Genomic DNA, 21661 nt, shown 5'->3' with positions numbered 1-21661 from the left:
CGACCGCCATGGCGGCGCCATGCAACATGCGGCTCTTCGCCCGTGCCAATGGACTGGTGTCGCTCGCGATGGATCCGGAACATGGACCTCGCCCGGACGCGCATCTTCATCGCCCGGGACCACGCAGCGCCCCGCGAAAGCCGGTCGCCGTGCCGGAATTTCGACCCTAGTGCACCGTCGCTTCTTCGTCCCCTTCCGGGTCGATCAAACCAGCGAGTCCCAGTTCCTCCAGCCCTTCATTGAACTCAGCCAAGGCCGCAGCGTCGCTGGCGAACGTCTCTTCCCAGACGGTCGACCCTCCATCTTCATCGACAAGCTCGAGCGTCCAGCCCTCGCTGTCCGCGAGACGGTAGATCTCGACCTGCACCGTCACGCCATCGCGAGTGACAGTCTGGCAGAGCGGCGAACGGAGAATGTCAGGGAAGTCGTCGGTCATGTCGCTGAATGTACCCCCGGGGCAATGGGGACTCAATCAGCGACGGCGCCCTCTCCTCCGAAACCAGGACGGTCATTGCCTTCATCTCAGCTCCCCTCTCGGTTCTCAGCGCGAGCGGCTCCGGGGATCGGATGCGTCACGCAGCGCATCACCGAGAAGGTTCAGCGCAAGCACCGTCGCCAGGATCGCGAGGCTCGGGAAAACGGCGAGCCACCAGGCATCGAGGATATTCTCGAAACCCTCGCGGATCATGCTGCCCCAGGTCGCGGCCGGTGGCGGCACGCCCAGCCCGATGAAGCTGAGCGACGCTTCGGTGCGGATCGCGGAGGCGAGCCAGAGCGAGCTCATCACCACCACATCCGAGATCATGTTGGGCAGGATGTGGCGCGTCATGATCCGCAACGGCCCGCAGCCATAGGAACGGCTCGCCTCGACGAAATCGCGCTGGCGCAGCGTCATGGTCGGCGCGCGCGCGACGCGGGCAAAGGGCGCGACCTCGGTGACCGCGATCGCGATGATCAGGTTCTCCAGGCTCGCGCCGAGCATGGCAGCGATCATCAGGCCGAGCAGCAGCGTCGGGAAGGCGAGCAGCACGTCGAGGACGCCCATGACGATCTGGTCGAACAATCCGCCGATATAGCCGGCCAGCACGCCGATCGTCGTGCCAACCAGCATGGCGATCAGGATGGCGACGAAACCGACGAAGAGCGAAATGCGCGCGCCGTAGATCAGCCGCGAGAGCACATCGCGGCCATAGCTGTCGGTGCCGAGCCAGAACTCGGACGAGGGCGGCTCGAGCCGCATGACGATGTTCTGCTCGTACGGATCATGGGGGGCAAGCCAGGGCGCGAAGATCGCGACCAGAATGATGAGCGTGAGCAGGACGAGCCCGACCCAGGCCAGCTTGTTCTGCGAGAAGGCGAGCCAGAGCCCGCCCGGCCGCATTTCGACGGTCGTGGTGGCGACAGAGCTCATGTGTATTTCACCCTTGGGTCGACGAGGCCGTAGGCCAGGTCGGTCACTGTGTTCACGACGATGACGCAGATGGCGAAGATGATCATCAGCCCCTGCAGCAGCGTATAGTCGCGGGCGTTGAGCGCGCCGATGATCAGCTTGCCCAGCCCCGGGCGGTTGAAGATGATCTCGGTCAGCACGGAATTGCCGATCAGCGTGCCGAAATAGAGCCCGACCACGGTGATGATCGGGATCAGGCTGTTGCGCAGCGCATGCGTCACCACGAGCTGGGCCGGGCCCACCCCCTTGGCGCGGGCCGTGCGGATATAATCTTCGGTCAGGACGCCTAGCATCGCGGCGCGCGTCACGCGCATCACATAGGCCGTCATGATGATGCCGAGATTGAGCGCCGGCAGCGCCAGCGCCCGCAGCCGCTCGGCGAGGCTGCCAGCGCCGCTGGTGTTGCCGAGCACCGGAAACCAGCCGAGCTGGATCGAGAAGACGATCAGCAGCAGGATGCCGGAGACGAAGGCGGGGAAGGACAGGCCGACCAGCGAGACGACGCGCGAGAGATAGTCGATCCAGCCGCTGCGGCTGAGCGCGGCGGCAACCCCGAGCGGCAGGCCAAGGACGAGGCCGATGGCGACCGCTGCGACGGTGAGCTCGATCGTCGAGGGCAGGACGAGCAGCACCTCCTGGACGACGCTGCGGCCGCTGCTGAGCGACTGGCCGAGATCGCCGGTCAGGACCTTGCCGAGGAAGGCGATGTACTGGGCCGGGACCGGCTGGTCGAGCCCGAGCTTTTCCCTGAGTGCGGCAAGCGAGGCCGCGCTCGCCTGGTCGCCGAGGATGACGGAGGCGGCATCGCCCGGCACGAGCCGCACCAGCACGAAGATCGCCGTCAGCATCAGGAACAGCGTCGGCACGGCGAGAAGGACGCGCCTGAGAACGTAACTCATCATGCTGCGACCCTTTCCTGCATCAGGCGCCGCGGCGCGAAGGCGGCGATTTCGCGCCGCGTCGTTCCCTGGGTGACGAGATCGGTCAGGATCGCGCCGACGACCGGGACGAGCTGAAAGCCGTGACCGGAGAAACCGAAGGCATGGAACAGGCCAGGCGCGTTCGGCGAGGCCCCGATGACCGGCAGATGGTCGCGCGTCTGCGCCTCGATGCCCGTCCAGCAGCGCGCGATGCGCACGCCGCGCACGGCGGGGAAGAGGTCGCTCGCGGCCCGCGCGCCCTTGGCGAGCTCGCTGAAGTCGACGCTGCTGCGCTCCCGGTCGAGATCGGCTGCGCCCTGCAAGCCGCCGCCGATCACCAGCGTGCCCTGGTCGGACTGCTTGAAGGAGAGCGCCCGGCCGACGACGCTGATGACGGGATCGAGCAGCGGCGCGAGGCGCTCCGTCACGATCATCATCGAGGCGCGGACGCCGAGCGCGATCTCGTCGCCGAACAGGGCCGCGAGCCGGGCGGCCCAGGCCCCGGCGGCGTTGACGACGACGGGTGCGCGGAAGCGGCGCTCGCCGCAGGAGAGCAGCCAGGCACTGCCTTGCCGGTCGACCGTCTCGACGCCGCAGTCCTCGGCGATGACGACACCGGCTGCGTCGCAGGCGCGGCGGAAGGCGAGGATGGTGCGGTGGGGATCGGCGGCGCCGTCGCGCCGCGCCACCAGCGCCCCGACGCAGTGCGGGCTCAAGGCCGGCACGAGGCGGCGGAGCTCCGCGGCATCGATGATCTCTTCATGCCTGTGGCCGAGCGCGCGGATTGTCGCCTCGCGCTGCAGCAAGGCCGGCATCTGCTCCACGGTCTCCGCGATGCGGAGCTGGCCATTGGCATGGAAGCCGCACGGGTCGCCGACGATCGTCGCGATGGCGTGCCACATCTCCATCGCTTCGAGCGAGATCGGGATCTCGGCGATGTCGCGGCCCAGCGTGCGCACGCCGGCCGCGGTGGCGCCGGACGCGTGCCGGCCCGTCCAGCGCCGCTCGATCACCGCCACGCGCCGGCCGGCACGGGCGAGATGCAGGGCCGCCGACAAGCCGTGCAAGCCGCCGCCCACGACCGCAACGTCGAATGCTTCGACGGTCATGCCGCCGGCTCCCGTTCGTCGAGGCTCGCCAGCTCGCCGAGCGTCACCGGCTTCAGCGGCGGGCGGATGCGCTGGAAGCCGACCTCCCCGACCGGACGATGCTGCGCGGCCGCGATGATATGGGCCATGGTGTAGCCGCATTGCCGGCCCTGGCATGGGCCCATGCCGGCACGGGTGAAGGCCTTGATCTGGTTCGGTCCAGGCCGCCCCTGCACGGCGCGGGCGCGCAGCTCGCCGGCCGTGACCTCCTCGCAACGGCAGACGAGCGTCTCATCGACGGGGGCGAAGACCTGCGGACGCGGCGCATAGAGCGCATCGAGGAAGGGACGCAGGGAGAGCGCGCGGGCGAGCCTTTCCCGCTCGGTCCGGGCAGCCGCGTCAGCGCTGCCTTCGCCAAGCCTGCCCAGCCTGGCGGCGACCCGCAGCGCGGCGATCCGCCCGCGCGGCTCGGCCGCCTCGGCGCCGCCGATGCCGGCACCGTCGCCCGCGACGAAGACATTCGCCTGCGAGGTCTCGCCCCAGCCGTCGAGCTCCGGGACATAGCAGTGCTGGCCGGCATGCCAGCTCACCGCGCAGCCGAGCGCGAGCGGAACATGGATATTCGGCACCACGCCCTCATGGACCAGCAGCACCTCGGCGGCGACCTCGCCTTCGCCTCCGTCCTGCGTGCGGTAATGCAGGCTTTCGAGCCGCCCTTCCCCCGCGGCGCGAAGCTCCGCGACATGGCGGATGATCGAGACCCCGGCCCGCTTCAGCGCAAGCGACCAGGACAGGCCCTTGGCGAGATCGCCGAGGCGGCCGAGCCCCTGCGGCAGATGGCGCAGCGCCGCAGGGATGCGCCCGCGCGGCGTGGTGTCGAGGAAGCCGGCGATCGTGCCGCCCGCCGCGAGCAGCTGCGTCATATAGAGCAGCGGCAGCGGCCCGCAGCCGGCGATCCAGACGGGGCTCGACGGCACGCTATCGGCCGTTTTCAGCAGGATCTGCGCCGCGCCGACCGTCAGCACGCCCGGCAGCGTCCAGCCCGGAAACGGCGCCGGGCGCTCCTGCGCGCCGGTGGCGAGGATCACCGCCTTTGCCGTCACGCGGCGCGCCTGGCCCTCGCGCGTCAGGAAGGCGCGAAAGCCGGGCTCGATCTGCCAGAGCTGGCTGTCGGGCTCGTAGAGCGCGCCGCAGGAACGGAAGGCGGCAGCCTTTTCCGCTCCGGCGCGATAGGCCTCGCCGAGCCGGGCTAGTCGCGGTGTCGCCGCGACAGTCTCGATCCCGCGCCAGATCTGGCCGCCGGGCGCCGGCTGATCGTCGACGACGCGCACGGAGAGGCCGTGGCTGCGGGCGGTCACGGCGGCCGCCATGCCGGCCGGGCCCGCGCCGACGATCAGGAGATCGGTTTCGTTTCCGGTCATGCCGACAGTCTCCTGGGGCCCTGCTGGCGGGCGATGCGCATGCCGTTGCGGACCGGCGTCAGGCAGCCTTGCACGGACCCCAGGCCGTCGACCTCGACGAGACATTCGAAGCAGACGCCCATCATGCAGTAGGGCGCGCGCGGGCTCTGCGAGACCGGCGTCGTGCGGCTCCAGGCTTGCGGCTGGCGCAGCAGCACCGCGGCGACGCTTTCGCCGGCTTCGGCGAGGACGGGCTGCCCGTCGATATGGACCGTTACGGCTTGCGCCCCGGGATCATGCAGCTTGCGGAACATCGAAGCGTCTCTGGTGAAAGGGAGAAAGGCTTTCGGGCAGAATGCCGGCGGCGATCGCGCCCGCCAGCGTTTCGGCATGGAAGGCCGCGAGCGTCACGCCGGAATGGCAGAGCGCGACGAAGGCGCCGGGATGGCTCTGCGACTGCGCATAGATCGGGTAGCCGTCGGGCGTCATGATCCTGAGCCCCGCCCATTGCCGCACGAGCCGGGCCCCGGCCAGTGCGGGGACGATCTCGACCGTCTTGCGGCTCAGCCGCGCGGCAGCGTCAGCCGTCGTCGAGGCATCGAAGCCGGTGTGCTCCTTGGTCGCGCCGATCATCACCGTGCCTTCGCCGGTCTGGCGCAGCCCGCTTGCCGGCAACGGCAGGAACGGTTCGAGCCGCTCGGTGACGAGCACCTGCCCGCGCTCGGGATGCACCGGCACCTCGAGCCCGACCTGCCGGGACAGAGCGGGCGAACCGAGCCCCGCTGCGATGACGATCCGCGGCGCGACCAGCGTCTCGCCTTCGAGCACGAGGCGGAAATCCGGGCCTGCCGGCTCGATCCGCTCGACACGGGCCCGATGGCGAATGCTGCCGCCATGGCGCGCCAGCGCGCCATGCAGTGCCGCCAGCAGCCGCAGCGGATTGGCATGCCCGTCCTGCCGACCGAAGCTCGCCCCCGTGACGTTAGGGCCAAGCGCGACCTTGGGCAGCAGGCGCTCCAGCGCCGGGCGATCGAGCATCTCCCAGTCAGGCTCGCCCTCACCGCCCTGGTTATGCAGCCGCAGCAGCTCGAGACGCCGCTTCTCGAAGCCCGCTTCGCCCAGGCAGAAGGCGAGCCCGCCATTCCTCTCGTAGCTGAGGTCGATCCCCGCCTCGGCCTCGAGTTCATCGGAAAAGCCGCGCCACAGCGCGATGCTGCCGCGCGTCAGGACCTGATAGGCCGGCATGCCGAGCCCCTTGCCCTGCAACCAGACCAGCCCGAAATTCGCGCGGGCGGCCCGGAAATCTCCGTCGTCGCCGTCGAGCAGCACAACCCGATGCCGCGTCCTGGCGAGGCCATACGCGATCGCCGCGCCGACCGTGCCCCCTCCGATGACGATGATGTCCGGCCGCATGTGAAATTCCCTTGCCGGCTTCGACGTTAGGGAGCCATGTTGTAATTCGTCAAAGTCGTTTTTCTCTCGATGCTATTCTCCAGGGTTATACAATGGTGCGGCGGCTCAACCTGCGTCAGGTCGAGGCCTTCAAGGCGGTGATCGAATACGGCACGGTGAGCCGCGCCGCCGAGATGATGAACATCTCGCAGCCGGCCATGAGCAAGCTGATCGCCCATCTCGAGGAGGACACGGCCCTGCAGCTGTTCGACCGCGTCAAGGGACGGCTCGTACTGACCCGGCGCGGGATGCGGCTCTACGAAGAGATCGACCGGATCTTCGCCGGCGTGCGCCAGGTCGAGAATGCGGTCGAGGCGATCCGCCGCGATGAGCAGAGCCGTCTGCTGATCGGCGTCATGCCGGCGCTGTCGGGTGCCTTCATCCAGCAGGCGACGACGCGCTTTCTCGCCCGCCAGCCGGGTGTCTTCTGCTCGGTGCAGTCGCGCAGCTCGCAATGGATCGCCGACGGGCTCGTCACCCGAAAGCTCGACGTCGGGTTCACCGTCTCACCGATCGACAACCCTTACGTCGTCTCCGAGCCGCTGATGGCTCATCCGCTCGTCTGCATCCTGCCGCTCGACCACCCGCTGACCGAAAAGAGCGTGATCACGCCTCAGGATCTCGACCGAGCCGCCTTCGTCTCATTCGATCCGGAGAGCTTTACGAGCCGGCGCATCGGGCAGGTCTTTGACGCTCACGGTGTCGCGCCGGAGATCGTCATGGTCGTCAGCATTTCGCCGACGCTCTGCGAGTTCGTGGCCGCCGGTGTCGGCGTCTCCTTGGTTCATCCATCGGCCGTCGGGGGGCTGCGCGGCAAGGTCGCCATACGCGCCTTCGCGCCGGCCGTTCAGCTCGACTTCCAGCTCTGCCGCATCCGCGACAGCCGCAATGCCCGGCTCGTCGATGCCTTTCTGGACGGCGCACGGGAAGCCGCGGCCGAGATTTCGCGAACGATCCTCACCCCGGGCCAGGATTGATCGCCAGGCCAAGCCTGATCGTCGCAAAAGCGCCTGCCGTGGAGCGTGATCGCCGCTCCACAGCAGGTGCTTAGTCCAAGCCAAGGCTGTCTTGCGCGCCTTCGAAGCGGTCGCGCTCAGCGCGCCTTCAGCGTGGTCGCCTCGGTGATCGGCGGGGCGAGGTTCAGCGCGCCCTTCAGCTCGTAGCCGAAATCCAGCCGATCGCTGCGGGCCCAGACCTGGCGCAGCTCGAACAGGGGGATCGCGCAGACATTGTCCATGATCTTCTGCTGCGCCTCCTTCCAGAGCGCCTTCTGAGCCTCGGCATCGGGCGCGGTGCGGGCCTGCTCGATCTCCTTGTCCGCGACGGCGCAATGCGAGAAGTTCGTCGCGGCGGTCGGCGTGCCGACGATGGCGCGCGAGTGGAAGAATTCGCTGAGATAGGTATCGGCGATCGGGAAGCGCGCGGCGCCGTAGAAGACGAGCGCGCTCAGGTCCTTGCGGGTCTGGCTCTGATAGGTCGCGTGGTCGACGACCTGCATCTCGAGCTTGATCCCGGCCTTGGCGAGCTGCGCCTGCATGATCTCCATGAAGGGCTGCTGCGCCGAGATGTTGGAGACGATGGCCTTGATCGTGATGCCGTCCTTGTGCCCGGCCTCGGCCAGCAGCGCCTTCGCCTTGGCGAGATCGAAGCTGTAACGCACCGTGCAGTCCTCGCCGAGATAGCCCGGCGGCACGACGGAGCAGCCTTTGGGGCCGACATCCTTGCCGACATAGCGCACGAGGTCGTCGACATTGATCGCGGCCGCGATGGCGCGGCGCACGCGGATATCGTCGAGCGGCGGAATGTTCTGGTTGAGGTGCAGGAGCCGGTACTCGCCGGGCCGGAAGATCTCGACGTTGAGGCCGGGCCGGCGGCGGGCGGAATCGACCCAGCGCTGCTCGCGCTTGCCATACATCAGGTCGATTTCGCCGGAGGTGAAGGCGAGTTCGCGGGCGCTGTCGGAGGGGATCACGCGCACCATGATCGTATCGATCTTCGGCTTGCCGCGGAAATAGCCGGGATGGGCGGCGAGCTTCACATATTGCTGCGTCACCTGCTCGACGAAGACGAAGGGGCCGGTGCCGACTGGCTTGGCGCCGAACCTGTCGCCGAGCTCCTCCGCCGCCTTGCGGCTGACGATATTGCCGCCGTGATAATTGGAGACGCGGCCGAGGAAATTGACATCGGCATATTTCAGCGTGATGCGGACAGTGAGATCGTCCACCTTCTCCACAGAGGCGATGGCCGAGAAGTCCGAGGAGAAGGTCGAGCGCTTGGGGTCGGCCGAGCGTTGCAGGGAATAGACGACGTCGTCGGCACTGAGCATGCCCCAGTCGCCCTGGAACTTGACGCCGGGACGGAGATGGAAGGTCCAGATCTTTCCGTCGGCAGAAGTCTCCCAGCGTTCGGCGAGATCGGGTTCGAGGTCCTTCGGGTCGGAGCTGCCCGGTTTGAAACGGACGAGGCCGTTATAGATCCAGCCGACCAGCGTCTTGTCGCTGGTGGCGCTGGCGCGATGGGCGTCGAGCGTCGAGATGTCGCCATCGCCGGCAACGCGCAGCAAGGTCTCCTGGGCCGAGCCCGCGACCGGCAGGCAGGCCGCCACCATCAGGCCCGCAAGCCCCAAGACAGATCGCTTCATCACGTAATCCCCTCGTTGTCCCGTTTGGGGAATAGTGGGAGCCATGGTCCCAAGCTGTCCAAGTCGAAATCGGCGATGGACTATTCCGTAGGGTTATAGCAGCGGCTCGGGAGCCCTCGTCGGTGTAGCGCCCATGGCAGGGCGTCGGGCCGCCGGCCGCCCCATTCGACCTGATCTCGGCGCTGCATGTGCTCGAGCATCCGCGTGAGCCTGTCGATGTCTTGGCCCGCATGGCCTCCTGGACGCGTTCAGTCGGCGTGCGCGTGACCTCTGCCCCAGCAGATTTCGCGGCCCTATGGTTCCCGGCTTGCACCCGATCGCGTCTCGCTCTGCGGGGGCCAGAGGGGCGGCTGACCTGATGACCGACAGCACGTGCGGGCCCGGGTTCTGCTCTCAGGCCTGCGCGCGCGGATTGAGGACGTCCCTGAGCTGATCGCCGATCAGATTGATCGCGACCACCGTGACCAGCAGCGCCACGCCGGGATAGAAGCTGATCCAGAACTTTCCCGACAGCATGTGCTGATAGCCATTGGAGATCAGCAGGCCGAGGCTGGGCTCGGTGATCGGCACGCCCAGCCCGAGGAAGGACAGGGTCGCCTCCAGTGCGATGGCGCGCGCGATCTGGACGGTGGCGATCACCATCAGGGGCGGCAGGCAGTTCGGCAGCAAATGGCGAAACAGGATGCGCAGCGATGACGCGCCCTGGCAGATTGCCGCCTCGATATATTCCTTGCGCCGCTGCACCATCGCGCTGGCGCGGGCGATGCGGGCATAGGCGGCCCATTCGACGATGACGAGCGCCAGGATGACGTTGACGACGCCCTTGCCGAGAAAGGCCAGGATCATCAGCGCGACCAGGATCGTCGGGAAGGAGAGCTGCAGGTCGACGATGCGCATGATCGCGGTGCCGATGCGGCCGCCCGCATAGGCTGCGATGAGCCCGAGCGTCGTGCCGATGGCGGCTGCCGCCAGCGCCGATGTCAAGCCGACCAGCAAGGAGATGCGCAGGCCGTAGAGAATGCCCGACAGCATGTCGCGGCCCTGATCGTCGGTGCCGAGCCAGTAGGTCATGCCCGTGGGTGAGACCGATCCGGGCGGCAACTGGCCGTCCATGATGTCGAGCTGCATCAGGTCATAGGGGTTCTGTGGCGCAATCCACGGCGCCAGGAGCGCGAGCGCGATGATCGCGCAGAGCAGAATGAGGCCGAGCACGGCCAGGCGCGAGGCGGCAAAGGCCCGCAGGAAGCGCTGCAGCGGCGTGCGCCGCGCCGCGGGCGCCGTTTCCAGAGCGGCCGTTTCCGGAGCGGCGGAACGCGAGGAGGTTGGCATGGTGTTCACCTGCAAGGCCCGGTCGCTCAGTTCTCAAGCCGAACGCGCGGGTCGAGAGCCGTGTAGATCAGGTCGACCACGAGATTGATGACGACGAACAGCACGACGATGACCATGAGATAGGCGACGATCATCGGGCGATCGAGCAGGTTGATGCTGTCGATGATCAGCTTGCCCATGCCCGGCCAGGCGAAGATCGTCTCCGTCACCACCGAGAAGGCGATCACCGAGCCAAATTCCAGCCCGACGATGGTGACGACGGGGATCAGGATGTTCTTGAGGAGATGGACCCGCAGGATCGCGCCCTCGCCAAGGCCCTTGGCGCGAGCGGTGCGGATATAGTCCTGCGGAACGATCTCGCGGGTCTCGGCCCGCACCAGCCGCATCACCAGCGAGATCTTGAACAGGGCGAGGTTCAAGGCCGGCAGGATGAGATGGCGCAGGCCCTCCAGGGTCAGGAACGACCATTGCAGCCCGAGCAATTCGCGCGTCGGCCCACGGCCGCCGGCCGGCAGCCAGCTCAGCTGCACCGCAAAGACCATGATCAGCAGCAGCCCGACCCAGAAGCTGGGCAGCGAAAAACCCAGGATCGAGCCGGCCATCATCGTCTTCGCCACCGGCGAGTTCGGCCGGACGCCGGCATAGAGGCCGAGCGGAATGCCGATCACCACCGAGAGCAGCATGGCGGCGAGCGCCAGCTCGAGCGTCGCGGGCATGCGCTGCAGGATGACCCGCAGCGCCGGCTCGTTGAAGACGAAGCTGCGCCCGAGATCGCCCCGGACCGCGCCGCCGAGGAACGAGAGATATTGCTGCCAGAGCGGCCGGTCGAGCCCGAAGGCCGCGACCACGCGCAGGCGTTCCGCCTGGTCGGCATCGGGCGGAACCAGAACGGCAACCGGATCGCCGAGCACGTTGACGCCGACGAAGACGATCACCGTCATGGCGAGCACGACCGCGAAAGCCTGCAGAAGTCGTTGGGCGAACCAGGCAATCATCTCATGTCCCCCGGCGACGGACCGGACCGGTCCGTCGCGTTGTCGATGCTCGTGCTACTTGGCTCGTGTTATTGGGCCTGGCGGGCATCCACCGCCAGCGTGCGCTCGTCGCGGCGCGGGTCGATGACGATGCCCTTGCGGGTGACCCAGGCGTTGTCGAGGATGAAGAGCGGGATGATCGGCACCTCGCGCGCCGCGGTCTCGACCGCGCCGACGAGCAGTTGCTCGCGCTTGCCGTCGTCGATCGTCGCCAGCGCCTGGACGATCTGCGTATCGAGCGCCGGGTTCGCATAGCGCCCGTAATTGAAGACGCCGAGGCCCTTCGAGGGATTGTTGCTGGCGAGCACGTTCGAGAGCAGATAGCCGGCCTCGCCCGTCGGGCTGCCCCAGCCCCAGAGCCCGGCACCGAATTCCTGCTTGCCGCCCCGCGTCGCATAGGCGCTCCAGGGCAGCGTCTCGACCGCGGTCTTGACGCCGATCCGCGTCCACATCTGTGCGACCGCCTGGGCTGTCGCCGCATCGTTCGGGTAGCGGTCATTGGGCGTGAAGAGCGTGATCTTGAACCCGTCCGGGAAGCCCGCCTCCTTCAGCAGCGCCTTGGCCTTGTTGGGGTCATTGGCGGGAACCGTGACGCTCTTGGCATAGGAATAGGTGCCGGCCGGCAGCCACTGGCCGGTCGGCCGGGCCGTCTTCTGCATGATCCGGTCGGCGAGGCCGTCGCGGTTGATCGCGATGGAGAGCGCCTGGCGCACCTTGAGATCGAGCAGCGGGTTCTTCGGCAGCGGCTTGCCGTCATTGTCGGTGATGGTGGCGGCACCCGGCTCAAGCGAATTCAGCGCGAGATAGATGACGCGCAGCCCTTCCGTGGTGGAGACGGTGACGCGCGGATCCGCCTTCAGCTTCTCGAGATCGCCGACGGGCGGCGTGTCGATGATGTCGACATCGCCCGCCAGGACCGCGGCGACACGTGCACCGGAATTGGTGATCATCCGCAGCGTGACCTTGTCCCAGTCCTGCTTGGGCCCCCACCAGGCGTCATTGCGGACGAGTTCGACGCGGTCGCCCGGGGTCTGGCTGACGAATTTATAGGGGCCGGTGCCGATGGCGGCCTTGCCGGAATTATAGTCCTCGGTCGTGGCGCTCTCGCCGACATGGCGCGAGATGATCGGCACGAAGGCCAGCTCGCGCGGCAGGTTGGGGGCCGGCTCGCCGGTGTCGATGCGCAGCGTCAGCGGGTCGACGACCTCGACCGTCTTCACGGCGCGCAGGAAGCCGCCGAAGCCACCGGGGCTGTTGGGGACATTGCGGGCGCGCTGATAGGTGAAGGCGACATCGTCGGCGGTGAAGGGCTTGCCGTCATGCCAGGTCACGCCGGGGCGCAGCTTGAACTCCCAGACGGTGTCGGAGACCGGCGTCCAGCTCAGGGCGAGACCGGGCTTCAGGCTGACATCGGGCGCGCGGTCGACCAGGCGGTCGAAGACATGCATCGCGACGGAATGATTGGGCGTGGCATTGTAGAAATGCGGGTCGATCGAGGTGAAGGCGCCGCCGATCGCGATCCGCAGCGGGGCCGCCTGTGCAGGAGCGAGGCCGAGCCCCGTCGTCAGCAGCGTCGCCGCAAGCCAGGTTTTGAGTGATGCGCTCATCGGGGTCCTCATGATCGAATGACTGGAATTAGGTCTGCTGGCCGCTTCATTCCGGCTCAGCCGCTCAGCCACATGCCGTCGCGCTGCGGGTCGGCGCCGGCCGACAGGCGCCCGGCATCGGCGAGCACCGCATGCAGCGCCGCGAAGGCGAAGCCCTGGTAGGAGCGCGCGACGCGATAGCCCTGGCGCTCCAGCTCCGCGGCGACATAGCGCGGGATCCGGTTCGAGATATCGATGCTATTGCTGGTCACGCTGATCCGTGGCGCCGCGACCGCATCTAAGACCGGCATGCCGAAATCGATGATGTTGCTGATGCCCTGCGCCATCGCCGGCAGGATCGCGGTGCCGCCTGGCGCGCCGATGACGATGAAGGGCTTGTCGTCCTTGAAGACGATGCTCGGCACCTGCGAGCTGGTGCGGCCCTTGTTCGGCGCCAGCGAGCCCGGCCGGCCGGGCCGCGGATCGAAGGCGCTCATCAGCCCGTTATACATGAAGCCCAGCCCATCGCTGATGACGCCGCTGGGGATATTGAGCGTGTGGGTGAGCGTCACCGCGTTGCCCTCGCCGTCGACGACGCAGACCTGCGTGGTGTCGTTGGCCTCGGGCTTCAGCTTCATGCGCTCGATGGCGCCGCGCTCGCCCCGACGGATGCTCTGCGCCAGCGTCGCGGCATAGTCCTTCGCCAGCAGCCGGTCGGTCGGCACCTCGACGAAATCGGGATCGCCGATATGCGCGTCCTTGTCGGCCGTCACCCGCATCAGCGCCTCGGTCAGGATGCGCAGATGCTCGCCGCCATTATGCTCGAATTCGCCGAGCGGGAAGTTCTCGAGGACATGCAGCAGCTGGATCAGCGAGACGCCGCCGCCGGGCGGCTGGACGCTGGCGACGCGGTGGCCGCGATAGCTGCCCCAGACCGGCTTCGACCGCCGCAGCTGGTAGTTCGCCAGATCCTCATAGGCGAGCAGACCGCCATTCGCCTTCATGTCGGCGGCGATCTGCTCGGCGATCTCGCCGCGATAGAAGATCTCGGGGCCGGCTGCCGCGATCCGCTCCAGGGTGCGGGCGAGATCGGGATTGGCGACGGTGTCGCCGGGGCGCTTCAGGCTGCCATCGGCCCGGAAATAAAGGTCCCGGCCGGTCGCGCTGAAGCGGAGCAGGTCCTCATTGGGCACCCGCCCCTGCTCCGACTGGTTCAGCGCCATGTAGTAATGCATGTAGGGCCGGATCCTGAAGCCGCCCCGCGCGTAGTCGATCGCCGGCTGCATGATATCGGCGAGATCCATGGTGCCGTATTCGGCCAGCGCCGTGGTGTATCCCTTCAGGTTGCCCGGCGAGCCGACGGCCTGATAGCCGATCTCGTTGACATGGCCCTTGACCACGAAGGAGAAGCCGTCGGGCGCCTCGCCGATGATCGCGTCCTGCCACATGTCGGCACGGGTCGCCGCCGGGCTGCGGGCATAGAATTCCAGCACCTCATGGGCATTGCGGCCGGGCATGTAGATCTGCATCGAGCCATAGCCGGCGATGCCGGTCATCTGCGGATCGACGACGGATTGCACGAAGGCGCAGGCGATCGCGGCATCGACGGCGTTGCCGCCGCGCCTGAGAACCAGCGCCCCGGCCTCGACGGCCTCAGGCTGGGCCGCGACGATCATCCCGGCCATCGGCTCAGCCCTTCCCGCCCGGAGCATCAGCCCCAAAGGCCGCGGCAGGAAAACGCCCGAGCTCCTCCAGCAGCATCGGCCAGGCCTGCAGGCCGAGCGGGATCGACGCCAGATGGAAGAACTCGTTGGGCGCGTGCACGTCCTCGTCGGGCAGGTTGAAGCCGAACATCAAGGTGTCGAGACCGAGCGTCTCCTTGAAGATCGCGGTGATCGGCACGGTCGCGCCGAGCCGGACATGGACCGGCTCCTGCTGCGATGTCGTCCTCAGGACGCGCGTGGCGGCCTGGACCAGGGGGTGGTCGGCAGCGAGCGTCGAGGCCGGCGAGCCGCCGCCGATCGCCTCGAAGCTGACCGCGACGCCGGGCCGCGCCACGGCCAGGATATGTCCCTTGAGCGCCTGCGCCGCCTGGTCGGGGTCCTGTCCCGGTGCGAGACGGATGGTGATCTTGGCGCGCGCCTCGTCGGGGATCACCGTCTTGCTGCCGGAGCCCGTATAGCCGCCCCACATGCCGTTGACGTCGATGGCGGGGCGCAGCGTCAGTCTCTCGCGGATGCTGTAGCCCGGCTCGCCGGCCGCGATGCCGCCGATATCGCCGACAAAGGCCGCCTCGTCGAAAGGCAGGGCGGCGGTGTCCTGCCGGTCCCGCTCACTGAGCGGGCGCACGGCCTCCATCAGCGCCGGGATGGCGATCGCGCCATTCCTGTCATGGAGCGTCGCGATGATCGCGGCGAGCTCGTGCAGGGCGTTGCGGACCGCGCCGCCATAGCGGCCGGAATGCAGCTCCTTGTCGGCGGTGCGGACCACGAGTTCGAGCTTGGTCAGCCCGCGCGCCCCGACATTGATCGTCGGCACGGTCGGGCTGGCGCGGCCGCCATCGGCGGAGATCATGGCGTCGGCCTTGAGCAGCGGGCCATAGCGCGCGACGATGGCATGCAGGCTCGGGCTGCCGGTCTCCTCCTCGCCTTCGATGAAGAGCTTGATATTGACCGGGCAGCGGCCCTTGACCGCCAGGAAGGCCGCGACCGTCTCGATGGCGATCGTGGTCGAGCCCTTCACATCCGACGCGCCGCGCGCATAGAGTCTCCCGTCACGGGTCGTCGGCTCGAAGGGCGGTGTCTTCCAGAGCGCCAGCGGATCGGGCGGCTGCACGTCGTAATGGCCGTAGATGATGATCGTCGGGGCGCCGGGCGCGCCGAGCCAGGTGCCGTAGACCGCCGGCTGGCCGCCGCCATCGAGCAGCTGGACATCCGACAGCCCGATCTCCTTCAACCAATCGAGCAGGAACGTCCGTGTGTCCTGCATGCCCTGCGCATAGGCCGGATCGGTGCTGACGCTCGGCAGCCTCAGGAAGGCCTTCAGCCGGTCCAGCACGGCATCGTGCCGGGCGAGCAGATGATCGACGACGGGCTGGGCGCTCATCGCGGGCCTCCAGGAGTTTGGGGATGGCGGGTCGAAGCGAGGATCGGGGTCTCGTCGGCGACAGCTTTCAGCACGGCCTTGGGGACCGGGACGGAGGCCGCGAGCAGCAGGAAGGACAGGGTCTTGCCATGGCCGTCGAGGCCCAGGCTGGCATTGACGCCGCCGTCCAGAACATCGTCGAGGACGAAATTGAAGGCAGCCAGCCGGGGCAGTTCGTAGCGCACGACCCGGGAGGGCGCCCTCGCCCGAAAGATCTCCGCCACGAGATCGGCCGTGAGCTCTGCGGCCAGCACCGGGAAGAGCGCCGGGTGGCGGCAGACCACCGCGATATTCAGGCGGTTGCCCTTGTCGCCGGAGCGGGCATGGGCAAGCGCATGGAGCGGCGTGCGGATCAGTTCCATCATGCCGCCTCCTCCATGAAGGTGACGCGGGGCGTGACCCTGTCGCGCGCGACCAGGCAGGACGCGCTGCGCAGCCGCGGCGTCAGGCGCTTGCGCACCCCGCCCCCGCCCGCCGGCCCGGCGCAGTACAGCGCCTCGACCTCGTCCAGCAGGCACTCGGCGGCGGCACGATCATCGGTCTCGGCCGCGAAGCGGATGCGCAGATCGGCCGGCAGCCTGTCCCAGACGAGGTCGGAAATGCCGGAGCCCGCGCTGTCGCCGAAGACGCTGACGGCGCCGATCAGATCGACACGAATGGCGAGAGCAGGATGGAAGCGGCGCATCCGAAGCTGCACGGTCTCGATTGCGAGTTTTGCCCGCGCCCCGGCATTGGGGCCGGCATAGGAGATTTCGGCCTCGGCGAGATGGCCGCCATCGACGCAGATCGTCGCTTTCAGGGTGGGCGGCAAAGGGTGGCCCCTGGCGCCGCTGACGCGCACCCGGTCGGGGCCGACCTGCTCGATCTCCACCTCAGTCAGGTCGAGCACGACATCGGGCGTCAGATAGGCGGCCGGATCGTGGATCTCATAGAGGATCTGTTCGGTCACGGTGCGCCGGTCGACCAGCCCGCCGGTGTCGTCGGGCTTGGTCACGACGAAGCTGCCATCGGCCTCGACCTCGGCAATGGGATAGCCGATCCGGTCCATGCCCGGCACGTCCTTGATGCCCGGATCGGCGAAATAACCGCCCGTGACCTGCGAACCGCATTCGAGCAGATGTCCCGCCAGGATGCCGGCGGCAAGCCGGTCCCAATCGTCCCAGGCCCAGCCGAAGCTGTGGATCAGCGGCCCCAGCACCAAAGCGGGATCGGCGACGCGCCCGGTCACGACGATGTCGGCGCCGCGCGACAGGGCCTCGGCGATCGGGCCCGCGCCAAGATAAGCGTTGGCGGCGATGATCTCGGGCGCCCGCGCCAGGATCGTGCCATCGCTCTCGCAGGCGGCGAATTCGGCCGGGCTCATCAGGCCGAGAAGGTCATCGCCCTCGACCACCGCGATCTTCAGGCGGGGATATCCGGCCTCTGCGGCCCAGCTGCGGATTTTCGCGGCAGCGGCCCGCGGATTGGCCGCGCCGAAATTGCCGATGATCCTGATGCCGTGCCGGGCGGCGTCCCCGAGAGCCGGGCGCAGCAGGCGCTCGAGCGCGGGCACCTCGCCGCGGGCAGGATTGGCGATCCGGTCGATCTGCGCGAGCGCCAGCGTGCGTTCGGCCAGTGTCTCGAAGATCAGGAAACGGGGCCCGTCATGCTGCGCCAAGGCTTCGATCACCGGCCCGGCCGAATCCGATCGGTCGCCGGCAAAGCCCGCCGCAGCACCGATCCGAACCTGTGTCGCCATGCCGAACCCATCCGTTGCCGCCAGCCCGGCCCATGGCCGCGCCTGATGCATTGGTGGCGACGCATTCAGAAAGTCAAATAATGGGAATTCATTATTCCATAGGACGAGCCTATGACTGAGCTGCACGGGAGGCGACAGACCGCCGGCCCGGCCTATCGACCACCGAGGCGCCATGAATCTGACAATCCGGCAGTTGGAGATCCTGGTCGCGATCGGCGAAACGCTGAATCTCACGGCCGCGGCCGAGCGCCTGGGCATCACGCAGCCCTCCGTCAGCGAGACGCTGAAGCGCATCGAGGCCGAGCTCGGCTATCGGCTGGTGCACCGGACGACGCGCGCGCTGACGCTGACCTATGAAGGGCGGCACGTCGTCGCCAGCGCGCGCGATGCCGTGCGCAGTCTGCACCAGACCTTCGAGGCGATCGCCAGCCGGAACGAAGGCGTGCACGGCCGGGTCTCGATCGCCGCACTTCCATCCGTGGTCTGCACGCTGCTACCCCCGGCGATCCGCGCCTTTCGCAGCAGCTTCCCCGGTATCGATGTCCAGATCCGCGACGCGCCCCAGGACCGGGCGACGGAGCTGCTGGAGGACGGTATCGTGGACCTCGCGATCGTCGGCCACCCGGCCTCGCTCGGCGCCTTCGCCTTCGATCCGGTGACGTCGGACCGCATGCACCTGGTCTGTCACCGCCAGCACAGCCTCGCCACGCGCGAGAGCGTGACCTGGGCGGACCTCGCCGGCCATGACTTCATCGCGATCTCGCCGGCTTCGTCGGTGCGCAGGCTCACCGATGCCGGGTTCGTCCACGGCAACCTGTCGATCGAGCCGAGATACGAAGTCGACCAGATCCCCTCTGCGGCAGCCCTCGCGGCGGCCGGCCTCGGCATCACCGCGCTGCCATCGATGACCTTTGCGATGTTCCGGAGCACGGACCTGGCCATGGTGCCGATCACGGCGCCCAGCATCGAGCGCCGGATCGGCTTGCTCTGGGTCAAATCCCGGCCGCTCTCGCTCAGCGCGACCCGGCTGGCGGACGCGATCCGGACGCATGGCGGCGCCTGACCCAACGGCGCGTCGACGAGCCCCCTCGCCGTCTCAAGGTGCAACCGCTCTTCGCCGAAGGGCTGGATCATCGGACCGGAAATCGTGTCCGGTCCGATGATCTAGCTGTGGAGCGTCAACAGGTTGTCCTCGTCGAGAGCGAGTCTGCTGATGGGTGTCTTGGCCTGGATTCCGCCGTGGGGGCGATGCCAGTTCTGGGGATGCGTTCCGGCCGCAGGCTCGGCAGAAGCCCGCGGCCGGAACCGTGCACTTTGTGCGACGCCTCAATGCAGCGAGCGGAATGTCGCGCGCAGATCGTCCGTCAGGGCTTGCGGCTGCTCCCAGGCCGCGAAATGCGTGCCCGTGTCGTGGCGCCTGTAGAAGACCAGGTTCGGATAGGCCTTGCGCGTCCAGCTTTCCGGCGCCTGGTAGATCTCGTCGTGGAATGCGCTGACACCGGTCGGCAGCGGCACCCCCTTGGGCGCGAAGAACGCGAGCTTGCTTTCCCGGTAAAGCCGCGCCGATGAGACCGCCGTGTTCGTCAGCCAGTACAGCGTGATGTTGTCGAGGATATCGTCCCGGGTCAGGCCCTCCTTCGCGCCATCGAAGACGCGCGCGATGAGGTTGTAGCTGCGGATGTCGTGGTCGATGATCCAGGCCGCCAGCCCCACCGGCGAATCCGCCAGCGCGTAGAGCGTCTGCGGCCGGCCCGCCATTTCCTGCGCGTAGCCGAGCCCGTTCGCATAGAAATCGACGAGCTGGTCCCAGGCATGCTTTTCCTCGGCATCCAGGCCCGCGGGCTCGGGGCCGTTGGGAAGCAGCGGGGCGATCTCGGCGGGAACGGTCGCCGGCATGTTGGTGTGGATCCCGGCCAGCCCTGCCGGGCGCTGCAGCGCCATCTGCTCGGTGACGGCATTGCCCCAATCGCCGCCTTGCGCGACATAGCGCTCATAGCCGAGCCGCTGCATCAGCACCGCCCAGGCGCGTGCGACATGCTGCGGATCCCAGCCATTGACGGCCGGCTTGCCGGAAAAGCCGTAGCCCGGCAGCGACGGGATCACGACATCGAAGGCATCGGCTGCAGCGCCGCCAAAAGCGGTCGGATCGGTGAGCGGGTCGATGATCTTCAGCTGCTCGATGATCGACCCGGGCCAACCATGCGTGACGATCACCGGCAGCGCGTTCGGGTGTTTCGACTTCACCTGGATGAAGTGAATATCCACCCCGTCGATCGTCGTGACGAAGTTCGGGTAGCTGTTGATCCGTGCTTCGACGTCTCGCCAGTCATGCTGGTCCGCCCAATACGCGGCGAGCTTCTCGATGCTCGAGAGGCTGACGCCCTGGGTCGGGTCGTTCTCGCGCTCGGGCCATTTCGTCGCCTTGATGCGGCGCTTCAGCTCGGCGAGTTCTTCGTCGGTCGCGTGGTAGCGGAATGGCCGGATCGAACTGTCGCCGCTCGCCTTCGGGTCTGCGGCCGCGCTCTCCTGCGGCGAGCGCGAGGGAGACGGCGCTGCGGTCGCGCTCACGGCGGGAAGCATCGCGCCGATCGTTCCCACGACGGTTGATGCGATGAAGCTCCTGCGGCCGATCAACGGGTGCGGACCAGGCATGGCGGTTCTCCTCAGGGGTTAAGGCGGAGACGTGGACGGTCTGTGCGATGATCTGGCGTGCCGCATCGACATAGTCGCGCCCCGCATCGGTGAGCTGGACATTCCGACTGGTCCGGACGAGCAGGCGCGTACCGAGATGGCGCTCGAGCTCCGCGACTTTCCGGCTGACGCTCGGCAGCGGCGCGTTCAGCTTGCGGCTTCCCGCAGACAGGCTGCCGGCATCGACGACCGCCAGAAAAACCTGCATCGCATCGAAGCGGTCCATCAGGCCCCACACTCCTTTGCGCCGGCGGCAGAGACGTTGTCCGCGCCCCCGGTCCGAAGCTTCGCACCGGCCTCGGCCAGCCCGATCGATGGGCCGGCTTCAGTCTAACGCGCGGTCGGCCTTGCTGCCATGGGTGACGCACCAGTCCCGGTCGCGCCCAGGCGGAGATCTGTCATTGGCTTTGCCCAGGGTGCTCCTGAGCCGGTACATGAGCGCATGGAAAACCGCTTCACACTCCTTGGGCTCAACTCATTCCGGCAGGAGATCAAGAAGAGCCGCTTCATTGCGACCGCCGCTCCCGTTGCGGATGAGGCGGCAGCCAAGGAGTTCATCGCTGCCCATTCCGACCCGGCGGCCAATCACAATTGCTGGGCCTGGCGTTGCGGGCAAGGCTATCGCTTCAACGATGACGGAGAACCGAGCGGCACCGCAGGAAAGCCGATACTCGCGGCCATTGACGGGCAAGCGCTGGACGGCATCGCGGTTGTCGTCACGCGCTGGTTCGGCGGGGTCCTGCTCGGCAGCGGCGGCTTGATCCGCGCCTATGGCGGCACGGCCGCCCTCTGCTTGCGCGCGGCCGAGACGGTGGCGCTGGTCGAGGCGGCATCAGCGACGATCACCTGTGCGTTCGGCGACCTGGCGCGCGTCCAGGCGCGGCTCGGCGAGCGACCAGGCGTGCAGGTGCGCGATCAGGCCTTCACGGATACCGGCGCCGTGCTGTCGGTGTCGGTTCCAAAGCTGGAGGCCGATCTGGTCTCCCAACTGGTCAGGGACATCACCAGCGGACGCGCGGCGATCAGATGGGACGACTAGGCTCAGGACTTCGGTAACGGGGCCGTCTCAGTCAACTGGATTTTGGCGCAGATCATCGTTCGGCCGCTCTGATCGCGCGGTCGCGTGGCGATCCACATTGGCCGACACCGTCCAGCCTGGCTGGCTACGCGGCCTCGCCCTGAGAGAGA

19 protein-coding genes and 2 pseudogenes are annotated in these 21661 nt (G+C 67.9%); 3 read left to right on the top strand and 18 right to left on the bottom strand.

The features are described from left to right. Positions 1-166 precede the first annotated feature (166 nt). The 7 genes from AB4118_RS32220 to AB4118_RS32190 all read right to left on the bottom strand — a co-directional run bounded on the left by AB4118_RS32220 (position 167) and on the right by AB4118_RS32190 (position 6271). Positions 167-436, bottom strand: coding sequence for a hypothetical protein (locus tag AB4118_RS32220; RefSeq protein ID WP_441493575.1), 270 nt, complete (start codon positions 434-436; stop codon positions 167-169). Positions 437-541: 105 nt separating this feature from the next. Further along, positions 542-1411 (bottom strand): ABC transporter permease, encoded by an 870-nt coding sequence (locus AB4118_RS32215; RefSeq protein WP_441493574.1) that lies wholly within the window; start codon positions 1409-1411, stop codon positions 542-544. Beyond that, positions 1408-2352 carry an ABC transporter permease gene (locus AB4118_RS32210; RefSeq protein ID WP_441493573.1) on the bottom strand — a complete coding sequence of 315 codons (945 nt, stop codon included), beginning with the start codon at positions 2350-2352 and terminating at the stop codon, positions 1408-1410. The genes AB4118_RS32215 and AB4118_RS32210 overlap by 4 nt, the downstream gene beginning before the upstream one ends. After that, a complete protein-coding gene (locus tag AB4118_RS32205; RefSeq protein WP_441493572.1) occupies positions 2349-3479 on the bottom strand; it encodes an NAD(P)/FAD-dependent oxidoreductase in 1131 nt (376 codons plus the stop codon). Before AB4118_RS32205 ends, AB4118_RS32210 begins: the two co-directional genes overlap by 4 nt. Then, positions 3476-4879: an FAD/NAD(P)-dependent oxidoreductase gene (locus AB4118_RS32200; protein WP_441493571.1), complete on the bottom strand. Its 1404-nt coding sequence runs from the start codon at positions 4877-4879 to the stop codon at positions 3476-3478. Before AB4118_RS32200 ends, AB4118_RS32205 begins: the two co-directional genes overlap by 4 nt. Further along, a complete protein-coding gene (locus AB4118_RS32195) occupies positions 4876-5172 on the bottom strand; it encodes a (2Fe-2S)-binding protein (RefSeq protein WP_441493570.1) in 297 nt (98 codons plus the stop codon). The genes AB4118_RS32200 and AB4118_RS32195 overlap by 4 nt, the downstream gene beginning before the upstream one ends. Next, positions 5153-6271: an NAD(P)/FAD-dependent oxidoreductase gene (locus AB4118_RS32190; protein WP_441493569.1), complete on the bottom strand. Its 1119-nt coding sequence runs from the start codon at positions 6269-6271 to the stop codon at positions 5153-5155. Before AB4118_RS32190 ends, AB4118_RS32195 begins: the two co-directional genes overlap by 20 nt. A gap of 92 nt (positions 6272-6363) precedes the next feature. Between AB4118_RS32190 and AB4118_RS32185 the strand changes: the two genes are divergently transcribed. Next, entirely contained in the window at positions 6364-7287 is a 924-nt protein-coding gene (locus AB4118_RS32185) for a LysR substrate-binding domain-containing protein (RefSeq protein ID WP_441493568.1), read from the top strand. 116 nt (positions 7288-7403) lie between these two features. Here the strand turns inward: AB4118_RS32185 and AB4118_RS32180 are convergent, their stop codons facing one another. The 8 genes from AB4118_RS32180 to AB4118_RS32145 all read right to left on the bottom strand — a co-directional run bounded on the left by AB4118_RS32180 (position 7404) and on the right by AB4118_RS32145 (position 17782). Further along, complete coding sequence (locus AB4118_RS32180; protein WP_441493567.1) at positions 7404-8951, bottom strand: ABC transporter substrate-binding protein; 1548 nt, start codon at positions 8949-8951, stop codon at positions 7404-7406. Positions 8952-9344: 393 nt separating this feature from the next. Continuing rightward, positions 9345-10280 carry an ABC transporter permease gene (locus AB4118_RS32175; RefSeq protein WP_441493566.1) on the bottom strand — a complete coding sequence of 312 codons (936 nt, stop codon included), beginning with the start codon at positions 10278-10280 and terminating at the stop codon, positions 9345-9347. A gap of 26 nt (positions 10281-10306) precedes the next feature. Beyond that, positions 10307-11275: an ABC transporter permease gene (locus AB4118_RS32170; RefSeq protein ID WP_441493565.1), complete on the bottom strand. Its 969-nt coding sequence runs from the start codon at positions 11273-11275 to the stop codon at positions 10307-10309. A gap of 68 nt (positions 11276-11343) precedes the next feature. After that, the gene (locus tag AB4118_RS32165; protein ID WP_441493564.1) at positions 11344-12921 is read right to left on the bottom strand and encodes an ABC transporter substrate-binding protein; all 1578 of its coding nucleotides are present in this window, start codon (positions 12919-12921) and stop codon (positions 11344-11346) included. Between the two features lie 56 nt (positions 12922-12977). Further along, positions 12978-14585 carry a gamma-glutamyltransferase gene (gene ggt, locus AB4118_RS32160; RefSeq protein ID WP_441493563.1) on the bottom strand — a complete coding sequence of 536 codons (1608 nt, stop codon included), beginning with the start codon at positions 14583-14585 and terminating at the stop codon, positions 12978-12980. A gap of 4 nt (positions 14586-14589) precedes the next feature. Continuing rightward, the gene (locus AB4118_RS32155; RefSeq protein WP_441493562.1) at positions 14590-16005 is read right to left on the bottom strand and encodes a dipeptidase; all 1416 of its coding nucleotides are present in this window, start codon (positions 16003-16005) and stop codon (positions 14590-14592) included. Next, positions 16002-16409 carry an AtuA-related protein gene (locus AB4118_RS32150; protein ID WP_441493561.1) on the bottom strand — a complete coding sequence of 136 codons (408 nt, stop codon included), beginning with the start codon at positions 16407-16409 and terminating at the stop codon, positions 16002-16004. The genes AB4118_RS32155 and AB4118_RS32150 overlap by 4 nt, the downstream gene beginning before the upstream one ends. Beyond that, the gene (locus AB4118_RS32145) at positions 16406-17782 is read right to left on the bottom strand and encodes an acyclic terpene utilization AtuA family protein (RefSeq protein ID WP_441493560.1); all 1377 of its coding nucleotides are present in this window, start codon (positions 17780-17782) and stop codon (positions 16406-16408) included. The genes AB4118_RS32150 and AB4118_RS32145 overlap by 4 nt, the downstream gene beginning before the upstream one ends. A gap of 172 nt (positions 17783-17954) precedes the next feature. Here AB4118_RS32145 and AB4118_RS32140 point away from each other — a divergent pair, with 172 nt between their 5' ends. Then, complete coding sequence (locus tag AB4118_RS32140) at positions 17955-18845, top strand: LysR substrate-binding domain-containing protein (protein WP_441493559.1); 891 nt, start codon at positions 17955-17957, stop codon at positions 18843-18845. A 101-nt stretch (positions 18846-18946) separates the two neighbouring features. On the opposite strand, the pseudogene AB4118_RS32135 reads toward AB4118_RS32140, so the two are convergent. The 3 genes and pseudogenes from AB4118_RS32135 to AB4118_RS32125 all read right to left on the bottom strand — a co-directional run. Beyond that, positions 18947-19048, bottom strand: a pseudogene (locus tag AB4118_RS32135) (IS481 family transposase); the annotation flags it as partial. A gap of 60 nt (positions 19049-19108) precedes the next feature. Beyond that, positions 19109-20434, bottom strand: coding sequence for an epoxide hydrolase family protein (locus tag AB4118_RS32130; RefSeq protein ID WP_441493558.1), 1326 nt, complete (start codon positions 20432-20434; stop codon positions 19109-19111). Positions 20435-20477: 43 nt separating this feature from the next. Beyond that, positions 20478-20699, bottom strand: a pseudogene (locus AB4118_RS32125) (LysR family transcriptional regulator); the annotation flags it as partial. Between the two features lie 216 nt (positions 20700-20915). Here AB4118_RS32125 and AB4118_RS32120 point away from each other — a divergent pair. Beyond that, positions 20916-21512 carry an IMPACT family protein gene (locus tag AB4118_RS32120; RefSeq protein ID WP_441493557.1) on the top strand — a complete coding sequence of 199 codons (597 nt, stop codon included), beginning with the start codon at positions 20916-20918 and terminating at the stop codon, positions 21510-21512. Positions 21513-21661 lie beyond the last annotated feature (149 nt).

The organism is Allobosea sp. 2RAB26, from assembly GCF_052115465.1.
GTDB lineage: Bacteria > Pseudomonadota > Alphaproteobacteria > Rhizobiales > Beijerinckiaceae > Allobosea.
The sequence above is the reverse complement of the archived record's forward strand: the minus strand, read 5'-3'. Positions and strand labels throughout refer to the sequence as shown.

What these genes read in the sequence shown, in the direction of transcription:
- AB4118_RS32220 (WP_441493575.1), bottom strand. Translation starts at nt 436, where the DNA reads ATGACCGACGACTTCCCTGACATTCTCCGTTCGCCGCTCTGCCAGACT.
- AB4118_RS32215 (WP_441493574.1), bottom strand. Translation starts at nt 1,411, where the DNA reads ATGAGCTCTGTCGCCACCACGACCGTCGAAATGCGGCCGGGCGGGCTC.
- AB4118_RS32210 (WP_441493573.1), bottom strand. Translation starts at nt 2,352, where the DNA reads ATGATGAGTTACGTTCTCAGGCGCGTCCTTCTCGCCGTGCCGACGCTG.
- AB4118_RS32205 (WP_441493572.1), bottom strand. Translation starts at nt 3,479, where the DNA reads ATGACCGTCGAAGCATTCGACGTTGCGGTCGTGGGCGGCGGCTTGCAC.
- AB4118_RS32200 (WP_441493571.1), bottom strand. Translation starts at nt 4,879, where the DNA reads ATGACCGGAAACGAAACCGATCTCCTGATCGTCGGCGCGGGCCCGGCC.
- AB4118_RS32195 (WP_441493570.1), bottom strand. Translation starts at nt 5,172, where the DNA reads ATGTTCCGCAAGCTGCATGATCCCGGGGCGCAAGCCGTAACGGTCCAT.
- AB4118_RS32190 (WP_441493569.1), bottom strand. Translation starts at nt 6,271, where the DNA reads ATGCGGCCGGACATCATCGTCATCGGAGGGGGCACGGTCGGCGCGGCG.
- AB4118_RS32185 (WP_441493568.1), top strand. Translation starts at nt 6,364, where the DNA reads ATGGTGCGGCGGCTCAACCTGCGTCAGGTCGAGGCCTTCAAGGCGGTG.
- AB4118_RS32180 (WP_441493567.1), bottom strand. Translation starts at nt 8,951, where the DNA reads ATGAAGCGATCTGTCTTGGGGCTTGCGGGCCTGATGGTGGCGGCCTGC.
- AB4118_RS32175 (WP_441493566.1), bottom strand. Translation starts at nt 10,280, where the DNA reads ATGCCAACCTCCTCGCGTTCCGCCGCTCCGGAAACGGCCGCTCTGGAA.
- AB4118_RS32170 (WP_441493565.1), bottom strand. Translation starts at nt 11,275, where the DNA reads ATGATTGCCTGGTTCGCCCAACGACTTCTGCAGGCTTTCGCGGTCGTG.
- AB4118_RS32165 (WP_441493564.1), bottom strand. Translation starts at nt 12,921, where the DNA reads ATGAGCGCATCACTCAAAACCTGGCTTGCGGCGACGCTGCTGACGACG.
- ggt (WP_441493563.1), bottom strand. Translation starts at nt 14,585, where the DNA reads ATGGCCGGGATGATCGTCGCGGCCCAGCCTGAGGCCGTCGAGGCCGGG.
- AB4118_RS32155 (WP_441493562.1), bottom strand. Translation starts at nt 16,005, where the DNA reads ATGAGCGCCCAGCCCGTCGTCGATCATCTGCTCGCCCGGCACGATGCC.
- AB4118_RS32150 (WP_441493561.1), bottom strand. Translation starts at nt 16,409, where the DNA reads ATGATGGAACTGATCCGCACGCCGCTCCATGCGCTTGCCCATGCCCGC.
- AB4118_RS32145 (WP_441493560.1), bottom strand. Translation starts at nt 17,782, where the DNA reads ATGGCGACACAGGTTCGGATCGGTGCTGCGGCGGGCTTTGCCGGCGAC.
- AB4118_RS32140 (WP_441493559.1), top strand. Translation starts at nt 17,955, where the DNA reads ATGAATCTGACAATCCGGCAGTTGGAGATCCTGGTCGCGATCGGCGAA.
- AB4118_RS32130 (WP_441493558.1), bottom strand. Translation starts at nt 20,434, where the DNA reads ATGCCTGGTCCGCACCCGTTGATCGGCCGCAGGAGCTTCATCGCATCA.
- AB4118_RS32120 (WP_441493557.1), top strand. Translation starts at nt 20,916, where the DNA reads ATGGAAAACCGCTTCACACTCCTTGGGCTCAACTCATTCCGGCAGGAG.